Consider the following 14,299-nt stretch of genomic DNA (forward strand, 5'->3'; position numbering starts at 1 on the left):
GTGCTTACCGCTCAACTGCGCGGGCAGCTACTACGGGTTTCTGCCCCCGCCCCGCGGGCTTTCCGGCGGACCGAGGTAGCTGGGCTTGAGCCCGCCGCGGTCGAGGACGAGTTTTTCCAGCACCACCCCGGGGTCGACCACCCAGAACTTGAGCGTGTGCGGCCCGGCCGTGGTGAGCTGGTGCTGCGACGTCTTGACGATGATGTTCTGGGCCACGGCCTGTTCCCAGGGCCGGTTGCCGTTGTCGGCTACCAAACCGGTGTGCAGGTTGACGAGCTGCGGGGCTTCGTCGTCGAAGCTGACCGCGTAGCGCAGGCCGCCCTGGTTGGTGAAGTCCAGCGTCGGGGCCAGGTAGGCGTGCACCGTCACGGGGCCGGGGCCGCTGAGTTGCACCTGGTACTGCAGGTGCGGGCTGCCGGCGCCCGGCCTCTGGGCGGGCGCGGTGGCGGGCTGCGCCGTCACGCCCGAGAGCGTGCGGCCCAAGTCCGGAAGTACCTGCCAGCTCAGGCCGCTGCCGTGCACCGCTTGGCTGAAGTGCTCGGCCTCGATGCTCACGTAGCCGTCGGCTTCGACGAAAACTCCCGCCGCGGAAGCGGCTGGCGGCCGGGTCACCGCGGCGGCAGTGGTCGGCTCCACCAGAGCCGTGATTTTGTCGGCCGGCAGGGTCACCACGTCGGGCATTTTATCCACCGGCGGCTGCTGCCAGTAGGTATAGCCGATGTGCGTCTGGTCCATCATGTGGTTCCACTTGCCGCCCGCTACCGCGTGGTAGCGCTGCTTGATTTCGGCGTCCTTGGCAAACAGCGCCCGGGCCTGCTCGGCCAGCACGTTGGCGGTGCTCCAGCCGCTGGCCGCCGCCTGTCGGTTGCGGGCCACCGTGTAGTACAGCTCGTTGAGGTTGGCGCAGGCCAGAATGGGGTGCAGCACCAGTTCGAAGTACGCGTCGCGCTGGGCAGCGGGCAGCTTTGCCTGCAGCGCCTCGGCCTGCTGCCGCAGCTGCTGCCACTCGGCCATCACCGCGGGCCACTCGGCGTAGTTGGTGAGGCTGTACGTAGTGGCGTCGAGCAGTTCGGGCTTGCGGCGGGCGTTGTACTTGGCGTAGCGGCTCAGCATGTCGCCGATGGCCGGCGCGTGCTCCGGGCCGAACTGTTGCCGGGCCCAGCCGCGGGCGTAGTCGGCCACTTGGTCGGCGCCGAGTTTGGCGGGGTTCCAGGCGTAGTCGAGGAAAAAGCTGATGGGCAGTTCCATGGGTTTCAGGTCGCCCACGTTCACAATCCAGATCTGGTTGGCCCCATACTGGTGGGCTAGGTGCATCTGCTCCCAGATGCGCGGCAGCGGATTCGTGTTCAGCCACTTGTAGTTGCGCGGGCCGCCCACGTAGTCGAAGTGGTAGTAGATGCCGTAGCCGCCGCGGCGGGGCTTCTCCCCTAGCTTGGGCAGCTTGCGCAGGTTGCCCCAGTTGTCGTCGCAGAGCAGCAGGGTCACGTCGTCGGGCACGCGCATGCCGCGGTCGTAGTAGTCCTGCACTTCCTTGTAAAGGGCCCAGAGCTGGGGCGTTTGCTCGGCGGGCTTGCCGGTTTCGTCGGCAATGATCTGGCGCTGGTCGGCCACGATGCGCTCCAGCAGGGCAATGTTGCTCTGCTCGCTCATGGGCTCGTCGCCGTCGCCGCGCATGCCGATGGTCACGATGTTTTCGCGCTGGCCCATGCGGCGCATGCCGCCGCGCCAGAACTCGCGCAGCGTCTCGGCGTTGGTCTGGTAGTTCCACGGGCCTTTGCCGCCCTTCTGCCACTCGGCGTGGGCCCGCGTCAGCGGCTCGTGGTGGGAGGTGCCCATCACGATGCCGTACTCGTCGGCCAGCACGGGGTTTTGCGGGTCGTCCACGTTGAACATATTGCCCCACATGGCCGGCCAGAGGTAGTTGCCTTTCAGCCGCAGGATCAGCTCAAACATGCGGGCGTACATCTTCGAGTTGACGCCGCCGAACTTTTCCTGGGCCCAGCCCTGCAGGGCCGGCGCCTCGTCGTTGATGAAGATGCCGCGGTATTTCACCGCCGGCTCGCCCAGGGTGTGCCGGCCGGGCAGCACGTACAGCGCCTTCTGCGGCGGCACCGGCACGTCGGCCCACCAGTACCAGGGCGAAACGCCCATCTGCTGCGAAAGGTCGTAGATGCCGTAGATGGTCCCGCGCTTGTCGCTGCCGGCCACCACCAAGGCCTGCTCCACGCCCGGCAGGGGATTGTCCACGGCCTGCACCACAAAGGTTTCCCACTTGCCGGTCAGGCCGCTGGCATCGAGCTTTTTACCTTGAATCAGCCCGTCGATGAGCGGGCTTTTGCCCACGGTGCCGATGATGACGACCTGCTTGCCGCTCGGCGCCTGATCAGTCGTCAGCGCGGGCTGCCGCTGCGTGACGCGCTGAATGTCGGCCTGCAGGTCGCGGGCGGCGCGCAACACGCCGGGCCAGTCCGCGGCGCTGGCAAAAAGCGGGGCGGCCTGCCCGCCCGCCACCAGCGGAAAGCGGCCCTTGCCCTTGTCGGCCGACACGTAGGTATCGGCGCCGGGCACGGCGGGGCCGGCCAGCGCGGGCCGCGCGGCCGTCAGCAGCCAGACGAGCAGCACGGGCAGCCAGCTCAGACGAAGCGAATAAAAAGAACGGGGTACGGTCATGGAAATGCGAAATGCGCCAACGCAAGGCTAAAACTAGCTCCCCTCCTTAGATTAAGGAGGGGCTGGGGTGGTTGAAAGATCAGAGCGGGAAACCACCCCACGTCAGCCTGCGAGATGTCTCGACACGCTCGACCTGACGTGCTCAATGGGCCATTTAATTTCGAGCCCCCGCTCCTCTGAGGAGGGGCTGGTTTCTAGCCTTCGTTCTAACCCTGGTTTATGCTTTGGGCTGCTTTAGAAATTCACCACCGCCTGGAAAGCCTTTTTCGGCTTTAGGTTCTGGTCGAAGAGCAGCGGGTGGTTTTTGCGGCCCGCTACGGGGTAAGTATCCAGCCAGGTGTAGCGGTCCGACACGTTCCAGAACGTGACGCCGGTCAGCACGTTTTTGTAGTCACGGAACACGCGGAAGAACATGCGGTACTGCTCGGTCTGTTGCTGCTCCAGCGCCGGCGTGTAGGCATCCGACTCGCCCGCACGCTTGGCGCGGCGCTCTTTCTCCCAGGGGTAGATGGACACGTCCAGCTCGGTAACCTGTACTTTCAGGCCCAGGGAGGCGTACCGCTCGATGGCCGCGCGCAGCTCCTGTTCGGTGGGTTCCTGCAGCGACCAGTGCCCCTGCAGCCCCACGGCGTGCACCGGCACTTTCGCGTCGACGAGCTGCTTGAGCAGGCGGTACACCCGCTCGCGCTTCTCGGGGCGCTCCGTGTTGTAGTCGTTGTAGAAGAGCACGGCCTGCGGGTCGGCGGCGTGGGCGTACTCGAAGGCCTTGGCAATGAACTCGTCGCCGCAGATCTGCAGCCACTCCGAGTTGCGCAAAAACTCCTGCGGGTTGTCGCTGATGGCTTCGTTGACCACGTCCCAGGCGTAAATCTTGCCCTTGTAGCGCTTCACCACGGTCTCGATGTGGTCCTTGAGGCGCTGCAGCAGCACGGCCTTGCTGACGGGCTTGCCCGCGGCGTCCTTGAATAGCCACTTGGGCGTCTGCTCGTGCCAGAGCAGGTTGTGGCCGCGCACGCGCAGCTGGTTGGCCTGGGCAAAGCTTACGATGGCGTCGGCGTCGCGCCAGAAGTAGCGGTTTTCCTCCGGGTGAATCGGCCCCATCTTCATGGCGTTTTCCGGCGTCACGCTGTTGAACTGGGCCTTGATCAGCGCGGCCTCCTCGCCTTGCAAGGACTGCGGCCCGACGGCCACGCCCACGGGGAAGTAGTCTTTGTAGTAGTCTTTCAGGCCTTTGTCGGCGGCGGGGCGCTGGCTGCTGAGCAAGGTGGTGCTGCCGGCGAGCAAGCCCGCGACGAGCAGGCGGCGGCCCCGGCGGGCGGGCGAATTGAGCGTACGCATGGAGGAGACAAGAAAGCGTCCGGCCGAGCCAGTCGAAGCAGCTCCACTGCTTCGTCGGACCCATTCACTCACCAAAAGCATCGGAGTACTGAAGTGAAGATGCTTCGACGGGCTCGGCGGGACGCGCACGAAAAAAGTTGTGGTCGGGGAAAAGCCGGCGGGCGCGCTCAGGTCAGCTGCAGCACCACCACCGACTTGGGCGGCAGCGTCACGCGCAGCTTGTCGCCGCGCTTCTGGGCCCCTTTGAAGGCGGCCGGCTGCACGACGGCGGGTTGGTCAAAGGAGTTGTAGTCGTTCACCTTGGGCGCGGTCAGCACCCGGCCGGTCACCGTTTTCCAGGTTACGCCGGGCAGGGCCGCCTCCAGCGTCAGCGCGTTGCCCGGGTCGAGGTTGACCAGCGAGAGGTGCACCGCGCCAGTTTTGTCCCTGGAAGCCGACGCGTTCAGGGCCGGAATTTTCTCGGAGCCGAAGGCGTAGTCTGGGCTCTGGAATTGCAGCGGCAACCACTCGGCATCCTGGTGCACTTGGTAGAGGTCGAAGACGTGGTAGGTGGGCGTGAGCAGCATCTTCTCCTTGTCAGTGAGAATAAGCGCCTGCAGCACGTTGACGGCCTGGGCCAGGTTGGCCCCGCGCACCCGGTCGCAGTGGTTGTTGAAGATGTTCAGGGTGGTGGCGGCCACCAGGGCGTCGCGCAGGGTGTTTTGCTGGTAGAGGGCGCTGCTGTTGGGCAGCGGGTCGGTCCACACGCCCCACTCGTCCACCAGCAGCGCCACCTTCTTGTCCTTGTCGTAGCGGTCCATGATGGCCGCGTGGCGGCTCACCACCTGGTCCATTTTCAGGGCGTTGCGCAGGGTGCTGAAGTACTGGTCCTCGCCGAAGCCGGTGGAGGCGCCTTTGCTGCCCGACCAGCTGCCGGTGGGCAGGGTGTACTGGTGCAGCGTCAGGCCCCACATCAGCTCGGCCGGAATCTGCTTCATGCAGGTTTCGGTCCAGTGCGCGTCGTCGCCGTTGGCCCCGCTGGCAATGCGCTTGAGCGGCGCCCCCGGAAAGTTGTGGGCGAAGGTGGCGTAGCGGCGGTACACGTCGGTGTAGTGCTCGGCAGTCATGTTGCCGCCGCAGCCCCAGCTTTCGTTGCCCACGCCCCACCAGCTCACCTTGTAAGGCGCCGGGTGGCCGTTTTGCTCGCGCTGCCGGGCCAGGGTGGTGCCGCTGGCGTTAAGGTACTCCACCCAGTCGGCCATTTCCTGCACCGTGCCGCTGCCCACGTTGGCGGCCATGTACGGCTCGGTGCCGAGCAGCTGGCACAGCTCCAGGAATTCGTGGGTGCCAAAGCTATTGTCCTCGGGCGTGTCGCCCCACCACACGTTCAGGCGGCTGGGGCGCTGGGCCGCGGGCCCCACCCCGTCGCGCCAGTGGTAGGCATCGGCGAAGCAGCCGCCGGGCCAGCGCAGGTTCGGCACCTTGATTTTTTGCAAGGCCTGCACCACGTCCAGCCGGATGCGGCCCTGCTTGGGCACGTTCAGCGCCGGATCTACCCAGAAGCCGTCGTACACGCAGCGGCCCAGGTGCTCGGCGAAGTGCCCGTAGATGTGGCGGCTGATGGTGAGCTTGGGGTTGCCGGGCTGCACGGTCAGCGGCAGCGGCTGCTGGGCCCGGGCAGCAGTGGCAGTAAGCAAGCAACAAGCGAAAAGGCGAAGACGCATGCGGTAAAGCGGTAATGAAGCAACGGCTGCCCCGAGCGGACTAGCCCGCCGAAGCTGGCGCGAAGAAGGTTGTGGTGGCAGAATTCATCCGCGGGGTCGGCGACGCGACGCCGCCCCCGCGGATGGGCTTATTCGAGGAGCAGCTTGCTGGTAGCCTGCCCGCCCTGGGCATCCAGCAGCTGCACGGCGTAGAGGCCGGCGGGCAGCGGCAGGCGCAGTTCCACCGAGGCTTGGCGGTTGAGCGCCTGCTCGTGCACCACGCGGCCCAGCCGGTCGGTGATGCGCAGATGGGTCAGGGCCGCGGTGCCGGTGAGGGTGAAACGGCCGTCCTGGGCCGGGTTCGGGAAGAGCTGCACGCGGGCCGCGGCCGCGCCGGCCTTGGTGCCGAGCACGGTGGTGCGCACGTAGTTCTGCAGCCACACGAAGGCCGACCGTTCGGAGTTGTCGGCGTTGGCCAGGTAGGCGCCCTGGGCGGTGCGCCAGTGGCCGGGGCGGTAGCCCCAGAGAGTAATGCCCTTCACGCCGGGGTGGGTCCACAAGGTCGGGAACACGCGTTGGTACTCGGCCAGCTGAATGGCGTCGTCGAGGTTGTTGCCGGAGTCCACCCCGTCGATGTCCAGCTCGGTGATGTAAAGCGGCTTGCCGGCCGAGGCCAGCGTCGTCAGGTTGGCCGCCAGCGTGGTGGCCGGAATGCCCCGCGTCTCGAACGCGTGGCCCTGAATGCCCACGCCGTCCACGAGGTTGCGGGCCGTCAGCAGGTTGATCAGCGAGAGGTAGCGCTGGGTGTTGGTGCTGCTGGTGATGACGCCGTAGTCGTTGATCATCAGCTGGGCGTTGGGGAAGTACTGCCGCGCCAGCGTAAAGGAGGTGATGACCCAGTCCCAACCCGTAGTGCCGGCCCCGCCCAGGGCGTTGTAGTAGTTGCCGGCCCCGCTGCCGGGCGTGTTCGGGCCGTTGTTGCCGGTCGAACCGTTGAGCGGCAAGTCGTTCAGGGCCTCGTTCACCACCTCGATCTGGGCAATGTTGGGGTAGCGCTGGGCCACGGCCTGAAACCACTCGTTGATTTCGGCCAGCTGGTCGGCGTCCGACAGCGTCTCAATCCAGATCGGCTGCTGCTGCCCCCAAATTAGCGTGTGCATCTTGAACGGAATGCCGTTGCGCTGGGCCAGGGCGTAGGTCGAGTCCAGCTCGGCCCAGTTCATCTGGTTGCGGGTGCCCTCCACCGAGCCCCACTTTCCCGCGTTTTCGGGCGTCACCTGGTTGAAGTACTTGTTGAAAAACGGCTTCTGCGGGGTGCTCCACACGCCGCCCAAATACTTGGGCTTGCCCTGGGCCATGGGCGGGCCGGTGGGCACGAAGGTGACGGGCGGCGTGCTGCTGCCCTGCTGGCCCGCGTCGAGCTGGGCCGGGGTGAAGTAGATGCCGGTCTGGCCGAACACCAGCTTGTCGATGTCGAGGCCGTCTTCGCGGGCGCCGAGCTGGAAGGTCTGCGCCAGCGCGCCGGCGGCCACGGCGAAGGTGACGGGCGCCTCCCCGCCGTTGAACTTGGAGAGGTTGATCCACTTCCACACGCCGGTGCCGGCCCCGCCCGCGCCGTCCACGGCCACGTTGCCGGCGGTGCTCACGTAACCCACCGCGTTCAGGTTGTTGACGGTAATCCAGTTCGTGTCGTCGGCGGGCAGCTTCTGGCCGAAGCCGTTGGCGTAGTAAAAGCTGTCGTCGTTGGCCCCGTTCGGGCCCACGCGCACCCGGGCGTAGAGGTCATAAGAGCCCGCGCCGGGGAAGGTCACGGCGTAGCTTATCACGCGGGCCGCCGTGCCGGGGTTCTGCGCGTTGATGGTGGCCGTGGGCGTGATGGTCACGTACTGCACGCCGGCCTGCGCGGGCGGGGTCGTCCAGTCGGCGCCCAGTGTGCCCGCCTCGGCCTGCTGCGTGACGGGCGCGTTTTGCGCCCGCGCGATGGGCATAGCGCCCAGGGTGAAGAGCCCGAGCAGGCTCAGAAATAGGGTAGCGTTTTGGCTCATTGGTGTTGGAAATGCGGGCCGCCGCGGCGGCCCGGGTGGTGGTAATAGCGTAATAGAAAAATGCCGTTGGCAAACCTGCCCGGAGCCGGGCGGCCGGGTTACTTCACCGCCAGCTGGGCCGTGACGGGCGCGGCCACGCCGAGCTGCTGGCTGCGCGGGCTGGGGGCGGCCCCGGCCACCCACACGGTCAGCGGCCCGCTGGGCGCCACCGCGCAGCCCTGCGCATCGATGCGGGCCAGCTGCTCGGGCGTGAGGGTGAACTTGACTGTCTGGCTGGCGCCGGGCGCGAGCTGCACGCGCCGGAAGCCTTTCAGGGAGTACAGCGGCGTTTGGGCGCCCTTTTGCGGCTGGTGCGCGAGGTAGAGCTGCACCACCTCCTCCCCCGCCACCGCGCCGCGGTTGGTGACGGTAGCTTCCACCGCCACAGGCTTGCCCTTGGCGGCTTTTTTGGGCAGCTTCAGCCCCGAATACTCAAATTTGGCGTAGCTCAGGCCGTAGCCGAAGGGATACATCGGTTCGGCGGCCAAGTAGCGGTAGGTGCGCCCCCGCATGCCGTAAGCGTCGTAGGCGGGCAGCTGGTCCAGGCTCTTGGGAAAGGTAATCGGCAGCTTGCCCGAGGGCGCGGCTTTGCCGAAGACGATGTCGGCCACGGCCGCGCCGCCTTCCTCGCCGGGGTACCAGGCCAGCAGCACCGCGTCGGCCAGCTCGTGCACCTGCTCCAGGTTCATGGGCGAGCCACCGGTAATCACCGCCACGATGGGGCGGGTGTTGCCCTGGCGCAGCTTGCGCAGGAAGTCAATCTGGTTTTGCGGCAGGTTGTAGTCGAGCCGGTCGCCGGCGTGGGCCGAGGCAATGGACTCGCCCTCCTCCCCTTCGATCTGCCCGGTGATGCCGAGCACCACGATGGTCGCATCCGACTTCTTCGCGTCGCCGGTGGTCCAGTCGGCGGGGTTCACGTTGGGGCGGTCGAGCAGGATGCCGGGCTTGTACTGCATCTGGCTGCCCGGCTCGATGGCGCCCACCAGCCCTTCCAGGATGGTTGTCATGCGCGGGTTCACGCCGTAGTAGTTGCCGATGAGCGCGTCGAGGCTGGTGGCGTTGGGGCCGCACACGTAGTACTTGGGCAGGTCGTTGCGCAGGGGCAGCGCGCCGTTGTTTTTGAGCAGCACCACCGACTTCAGTGCCGCCTCCCGGGCCAGCGCGCGGTGCTTCTCGCTGTTGACCACCGACACCGGCAGGTTGTCGTAGGGCGAGCTGCCCTTGGGGTCGAAGAGGCCGAGCTTGAAGCGAGTGCGCAGCAGAATGGCCAAGGCGCTGTCCACCTGCGCTTCCGTCACCAAGCCCTGCTTCACCGCGTCGGCCAAGTTCTTGTACTCGGTGCCGCAGTTGAGGCTCACGCCCATTTTCACCGCCATGGCCGAGGCCTCGGCGGCGTTTTTGGCCACGTGGTGGCCCGAGGCCGAAAAGTAATCTTCCAGCGCGCCGCAGTCCGTCACCACGTGGCCACGGAAGCCCCACTCCTTGCGCAGCACATCCTGCAGGAGAAACTTGTTGGAGCAGCACGGCTCGCCGTTGGTGGCGTTGTAGGCGCACATCACCGACTCCACGCCCGCTTCCTGCACCAGGGCCCGGAAGGCTGGCAGGTAGGTTTCGCGCAAGTCCTGGGGCGAGGCCTGGGCGTTGAACTCGTGGCGCAGCTTTTCGGGGCCGCTGTGCACGGCGTAGTGCTTGGCGCAGGCCGCCACCTTCAGGTGCTGCGGGTCGGGGCCCTGCAGGCCGCGCACGAAGTTCACCCCGATGCGCGAGGTCAGGTAGGGGTCTTCGCCGTAGGTTTCCTGCCCGCGGCCCCAACGCGGGTCGCGGAAGATGTTCACGTTGGGCGTCCAGAAGGTGAGCCCGCCGTAGCGCAGGCGGTAGTCCTTGGCCGCGGCGGCGTTGTACATGGCCCGCGCCTCGTCGGATACGGCCGTGGCCACGCGCAGGGCTAGGTCCTCGTCGAAGGCCGCGCCCAGGGCAATGGCCTGCGGAAACACCGTGGCCGCGCCGGAGCGGCCCACGCCGTGCAGGGCCTCGTTCCACCAGTTGTAGGTCGGGATGTTCAGGCGCGGAATGGCCACGCTATAGTCCATCATCTGGCTGGCTTTTTCTTCCAGCGTCATGCGCCCCATCAAATCCTGCACGCGGCGGTTCAGCGGCTGCTGGGCGTCGAGGTAGAGCGGGGCCACGGAGGCCGGCGCCTGGGCCAGCGCCGCGGGGGCGGCCAGTAGCAGGGCAAGGCGCAGCAAAGACTTGGCGGGCATGGGTTTGAGCGGGTCGGTGGTTGGGGTATTCGTCGGCGGCGCGCCGCATGGGCGGGCCGGCGGGCGCCGCCGGTTGGGGCAGCGCCTTCAGATAGGTCAGGCAGCAATTCAGCAATGGCCGGGCGGCGCGGGTGCCGCCGGCAAAGCCGGCAGCTGCTGCTTTCCTCACTCAGAATAGCAGTAGCTGCCGGCAGCCAGCCCGCCAGGTCTCTCGCCCCGGCGGCGGCACGGTCCCTCGGGCGCGGGGCCCCTCGCTGCGGCGCCGGGGCCTTGAGCACCGGCCGCCGCTACACGTATTCCCCTGTTCCCCAACGCGCCCACAGGCGCGTCAGTCGTGCACGGCCGGCGGCGAGTTCCCACGCCCGTCGTCGGCCTGAGCGGCCCCGGTCCCGAAGGCCGTTCACCGGTCCGTAGCTGCGGGCCGGTAAGTCGGAGTGCGCCGCCCGCGGGCGGCGCGGCTGCTTAGTGGTCGGTGCGGAAGGGCGAGGCCGGCAGCCCCGCTTTGTTGTAGAGGTTGGCGCCCTCGGGGTTGTCGGCCCAGGCGTAGCGCACGGCCACGGGGTTGGGCACCTGCTCGTTCCAGACGACGACCTTGTCGCCTTCGATACGGGCCTGCGCCCACTGCCACTGCTGGTCGGGGCCGGCAATGGCAAACTGCTTTAGCTCGCCCCCGCCCTTGGCCACCAAGCCCCCGCCCACGCCCGTGAACGAGAGCGTGATTTTGTTGCCGCTCACTTTCATGCCCTGGTACAGCGGCCCCGAGGCCACGAGGCCGCTTTCCCCGTACACGTCCTTCTCGGCCGCCAGCGCCAGGCGGTGGCCCACCGACTGCTTGTCGAGTGGGTGAATGTCGTTCCACTCGCCCAGGTCGATGGCCACGGCCATGGCGGTGTGCGGCACGGCGGCCAGGGTGCGGCGCTGCTGGTCGCGCAGCTCGGCCCAGCTGCTTTCGGTGGGTTGCTCCTTCACGGCCATGAAATTGGCCAGCTGCACGTAGAGAAAGGGCATAGCGGGCTGGTTCCAGGCGCGGCGCCAGTCCCCGATCAGGCTGCTCATCAGCGGCAGGTACTCCTTGGGCGCTTTGGTGTTGGCCTCGCCTTGGTACCAGATGACGCCCTTCACGGTATAGGGCGCCAGCGGGGCCACCATGCCGTTGTAGAGCACGCCGGGCTGCCACTGCCAGAACGTGGGCGCGGCCAGCGGCTCGCTCTTGGCGCCGAGCTTGACTTGCCAGGCTCCGCGCAAATCCACCGCCTGCTCGCCGGCGCGCAGCTCGTAAGGCTTGTCGAGGGTGAAGCCGCCGCGGCCCGCGCTGTTGATGACGCGCACCACCAGCACGTTTTTGCCGGGCTTGAGCGCGCCCACCGGCAGCTCGTACTTGCGCGGCGGGTACTGGTAGGCCGTCGTGCCCACGAAGCGCCCGTTCAGGTACACCGAGTCGGCGTCGACGATGGTGCCCAGGTTCAGGCGCACGGGCTGGCTGGCCATAGCGGCCGGCACGTCCACTTCCTTACGAAGCCACACCACGCCGTTAATGGGGCCCAGCCCTTGGTCGGCCCAGTAGCCGGGGATGGTCATGGTTTTCCAGTCGCGGGTATCTAGGTCCGGGGCGTACCAAGGCGTTTGGCCCTTGGCGAAGCCCTGGTCCTGCTGGCGCAGGTTGCGGTACCAGGCCACGTCGCGGGCCCGCTCCTGCTGCTGCACGCCGGCCACGTACAGGCTGTCCTGGAGCTGCCGGGCGCGTTGCTCGTAGGCCGGAAAGGCTTTCAGGGCGTCGGCGCTCAGCCAGGCTTCGGCCGGCGAGCCGCCCACCGCCGCCCGGATCAGGCCGATGGGCACCTTGTACTTGGCGTGCAGCTCCTTGGCGAAGAAGTAGCCCACGGCCGAGAACTGCAGCACCGATTTGGGGTCGGCGGCCGTCCAGCGCCCGCTCGGCAAGTCGGCCTGCGGGCGCGAGCGGCTGTAGCGCGTGGGCGCATCGAACTGCCGGATCTGCGCGTTGGTCGACTGCGCAATGACGTCGGGGTACTTGTCCTTGACGCGCGCCATCGGCAGCTCCATGTTCGACTGGCCCGAGGCCAGCCACACGTCGCCCACCAGAATATCCTTCACTTCCAGCTGGTTGCTGGCCTTGAGGCTCATCACGTAGGGCCCGCCGGGCTTGAGCGCGGGCAGCAGCAGCTGCCAGCGGCCGTCTGGGCCGGCCGTGGCGCGGTAGCTTTTGCCCTGAAACGTGACGGCCACGGCCTCGCCCTTGTCGGCCCAGCCCCACACCCGCACGGGTGTGCCGCGCTGCAGCACCATGCCGTCGCTGATGAGGCGGGGCAGGCGCACGGCGGCGTTGGCGGGGGCAGCGGCCAGCGCGCTCAGGCCAAGGGCCCAGATGGTTCGAAGCGACAGGTTAGGGTTCATAGCAAAGTCAAACGCCCGGGGCCAGCGCCGGCGGCCGCCACTACGGGGCCGCCGGCGCCGCCTCAGCGGTTAGTTGTAGCCGGGGTTCTGGGTGATTTTGCCGCCGGTCCGGTCGATTTCCTGCTGCGGAATGGGCCGCAGCACGTGGAAGGGCTGGATGTTAGCGGCCGCGTTCGAGCCGTACTGGTCGGTGCCGCCGGGGATGGGCGAGGGTTTGGAGCCCACGTAGGCCGGCACGTAGCGCTTCACGCGCTCCACCAGCTTGCCGGTGCGCACCAGGTCGTACCAGCGCGTAAACTCGCCGCACAGCTCGCGGGTGCGCTCTTCCAGGATGAAGTCGATGTTGAGCTGCGAGGCGGTGATTTCCATCTGGCTGGTGCGGCCGGGGGCCGCGGCCCGGCGGCGGATGGTGTTGATCTGATCCACGGCCCGGGAGGTGTTGCCCAGGTACATATTGGCCTCGGCCGCAATCAGGTAGGTCTCCGACAAGCGGTAGAAAATCAGCGGACGGTCGGAGCTGTTGTTGACGGCCGCGCGGGTGGCGTCGTCGTACTTGTTGATGTAGGGCGAGAAGTTGGTGGTGTAGGTGCTAGGCGTGCCCACCACGTAGCGGCCGTTGGGGCGGTTGTTGATGCGGGTTTGTTCGGCGGCCGTCAGCTCGCGGCCGGCGTACCAGGCGGCCGTGTCCCCCACCACGGCGCGGGGGTTAAAGGCCGTGCCCCCGTTGCCGCCCGGCGAATTCACCAGCCACAGCGTCGAGAACCACTTGGCGTAGCGGGTGTCGGTGGTGCGCCACTGGCGCGGCGAGGTTTCCGAAGCCAGCTTGTACGAGTCGAGCAGGTAGGGCGTGGAGCCCAGGCGCCCGAACGGACGGCCATAGGCCACGCTGCGGGCCATGTTCGGCAGCAGGTCGTAGCGGACGCGGAACAGGAAGTTGGTCTGGTTCTGGCCGGCGCCGCCCGCCCCGTTGTCGGAAATGCCCGTGAAGACGGGGTCGTTGTTGAACTGCACGTTCATCAGCACCTCCTTGCCGTTCTCGTTGCCTTCGGCAAATACCTGGGCCGGGTCGGCTTCCAGGCCTTTGTTGTACTTGGTGGTGGCGTCGCGAATCAGCTCCTCGGCGTACTGGGCGGCCTTGGCGTAGTCGTCGGCGGCGCGGGCCGAGGAAGTGGCCCGGGTCAGGTGCACCTTGGCCAGCAGGTGCAGGGCCGTGGCGCGCGTGACGCGGCCCTGCTGGGGGTTGGTGTTGGCAATGCCCGTGGCCGGGTCGAGGGCTTCGTTCAGGTCCTTGACGATGGCGGCGTACACGTCGGCCACCGGGGCACGCGCAATGTCCTTGGTGGGCGAGTCCACGAACTTGAGCATCAGCGGCACGTCGCCGAAGGACTGCACCAGGTAGAAGTAGTTCCAGGCGCGCAGGATCTTGGCTTCGGCCACAATCTGGTTCAGGGTGGCCGGCGCCAGCCCCTGCACCGTGCCGGCGTACTGCAGCACGCCGTTGGCCGTGTTGATGTTGCCGTAGAAAGCGGTCCAGAGGTTGGTAGCCGTGCCGTTGGTGGAGCTCATCTGGCCCGCGTTGTAGTCCTCGAAGCCGTCGGAGGCACCGAAGCCGCGCATGAACTCATCGGTGCCCTGCGACATGAAGTTCGAGCCGCCCTGGTCGGAGGTAACGTTGCGCAGGCCCGAGTACACGCCCACCAGGCCGGCCTGAATGCCGTCGGGGGTGCCGAAGAAGCCGGGCACCAGCACCGAGCGCGGGTCTTCTACCAGGGTGTCTTTATCGCAGCCGGCGGTGGCCAGCAGCAGTGCCAAGGCCGAGCCGGTAAACAGAATCTTTTTCATCGGAAAGGAG

The 14,299-nt window shown here is 67.3% G+C and carries 7 protein-coding genes; all 7 read right to left on the reverse strand.

The window, feature by feature from the left end; all coding sequences use genetic code 11:
* Positions 1-30: 30 nt before the first annotated feature.
* The 7 genes from LJ737_RS15025 to LJ737_RS15055 all read right to left on the reverse strand — a co-directional run bounded on the left by LJ737_RS15025 (position 31) and on the right by LJ737_RS15055 (position 14,289).
* Positions 31-2,670, reverse strand: a complete 2,640-nt coding sequence (locus LJ737_RS15025) for a glycosyl hydrolase 115 family protein (protein WP_227767127.1) — start codon at positions 2,668-2,670, stop codon at positions 31-33.
* 234 nt (positions 2,671-2,904) lie between these two features.
* A complete protein-coding gene (locus LJ737_RS15030) occupies positions 2,905-4,008 on the reverse strand; it encodes an endo-1,4-beta-xylanase (protein ID WP_227767129.1) in 1,104 nt (367 codons plus the stop codon).
* A 167-nt stretch (positions 4,009-4,175) separates the two neighbouring features.
* Positions 4,176-5,711 carry an alpha-N-arabinofuranosidase gene (locus tag LJ737_RS15035; RefSeq protein ID WP_227767131.1) on the reverse strand — a complete coding sequence of 512 codons (1,536 nt, stop codon included), beginning with the start codon at positions 5,709-5,711 and terminating at the stop codon, positions 4,176-4,178.
* Between the two features lie 128 nt (positions 5,712-5,839).
* Entirely contained in the window at positions 5,840-7,735 is a 1,896-nt protein-coding gene (locus LJ737_RS15040) for an endo-1,4-beta-xylanase (RefSeq protein ID WP_227767133.1), read from the reverse strand.
* 98 nt (positions 7,736-7,833) lie between these two features.
* Positions 7,834-10,035: a glycoside hydrolase family 3 N-terminal domain-containing protein gene (locus LJ737_RS15045; RefSeq protein WP_227767135.1), complete on the reverse strand. Its 2,202-nt coding sequence runs from the start codon at positions 10,033-10,035 to the stop codon at positions 7,834-7,836.
* Positions 10,036-10,497: 462 nt separating this feature from the next.
* Positions 10,498-12,447 (reverse strand): sialate O-acetylesterase, encoded by a 1,950-nt coding sequence (locus LJ737_RS15050; RefSeq protein ID WP_227767137.1) that lies wholly within the window; start codon positions 12,445-12,447, stop codon positions 10,498-10,500.
* Positions 12,448-12,516: 69 nt separating this feature from the next.
* Entirely contained in the window at positions 12,517-14,289 is a 1,773-nt protein-coding gene (locus LJ737_RS15055; RefSeq protein WP_227767139.1) for a RagB/SusD family nutrient uptake outer membrane protein, read from the reverse strand.
* Between the last annotated feature and the right edge of the window lie 10 nt (positions 14,290-14,299).

Origin of the sequence: Hymenobacter sp. 15J16-1T3B (assembly GCF_020711235.1) — a bacterium.
In the GTDB taxonomy this organism is placed as follows: Bacteria; Bacteroidota; Bacteroidia; order Cytophagales; family Hymenobacteraceae; genus Solirubrum.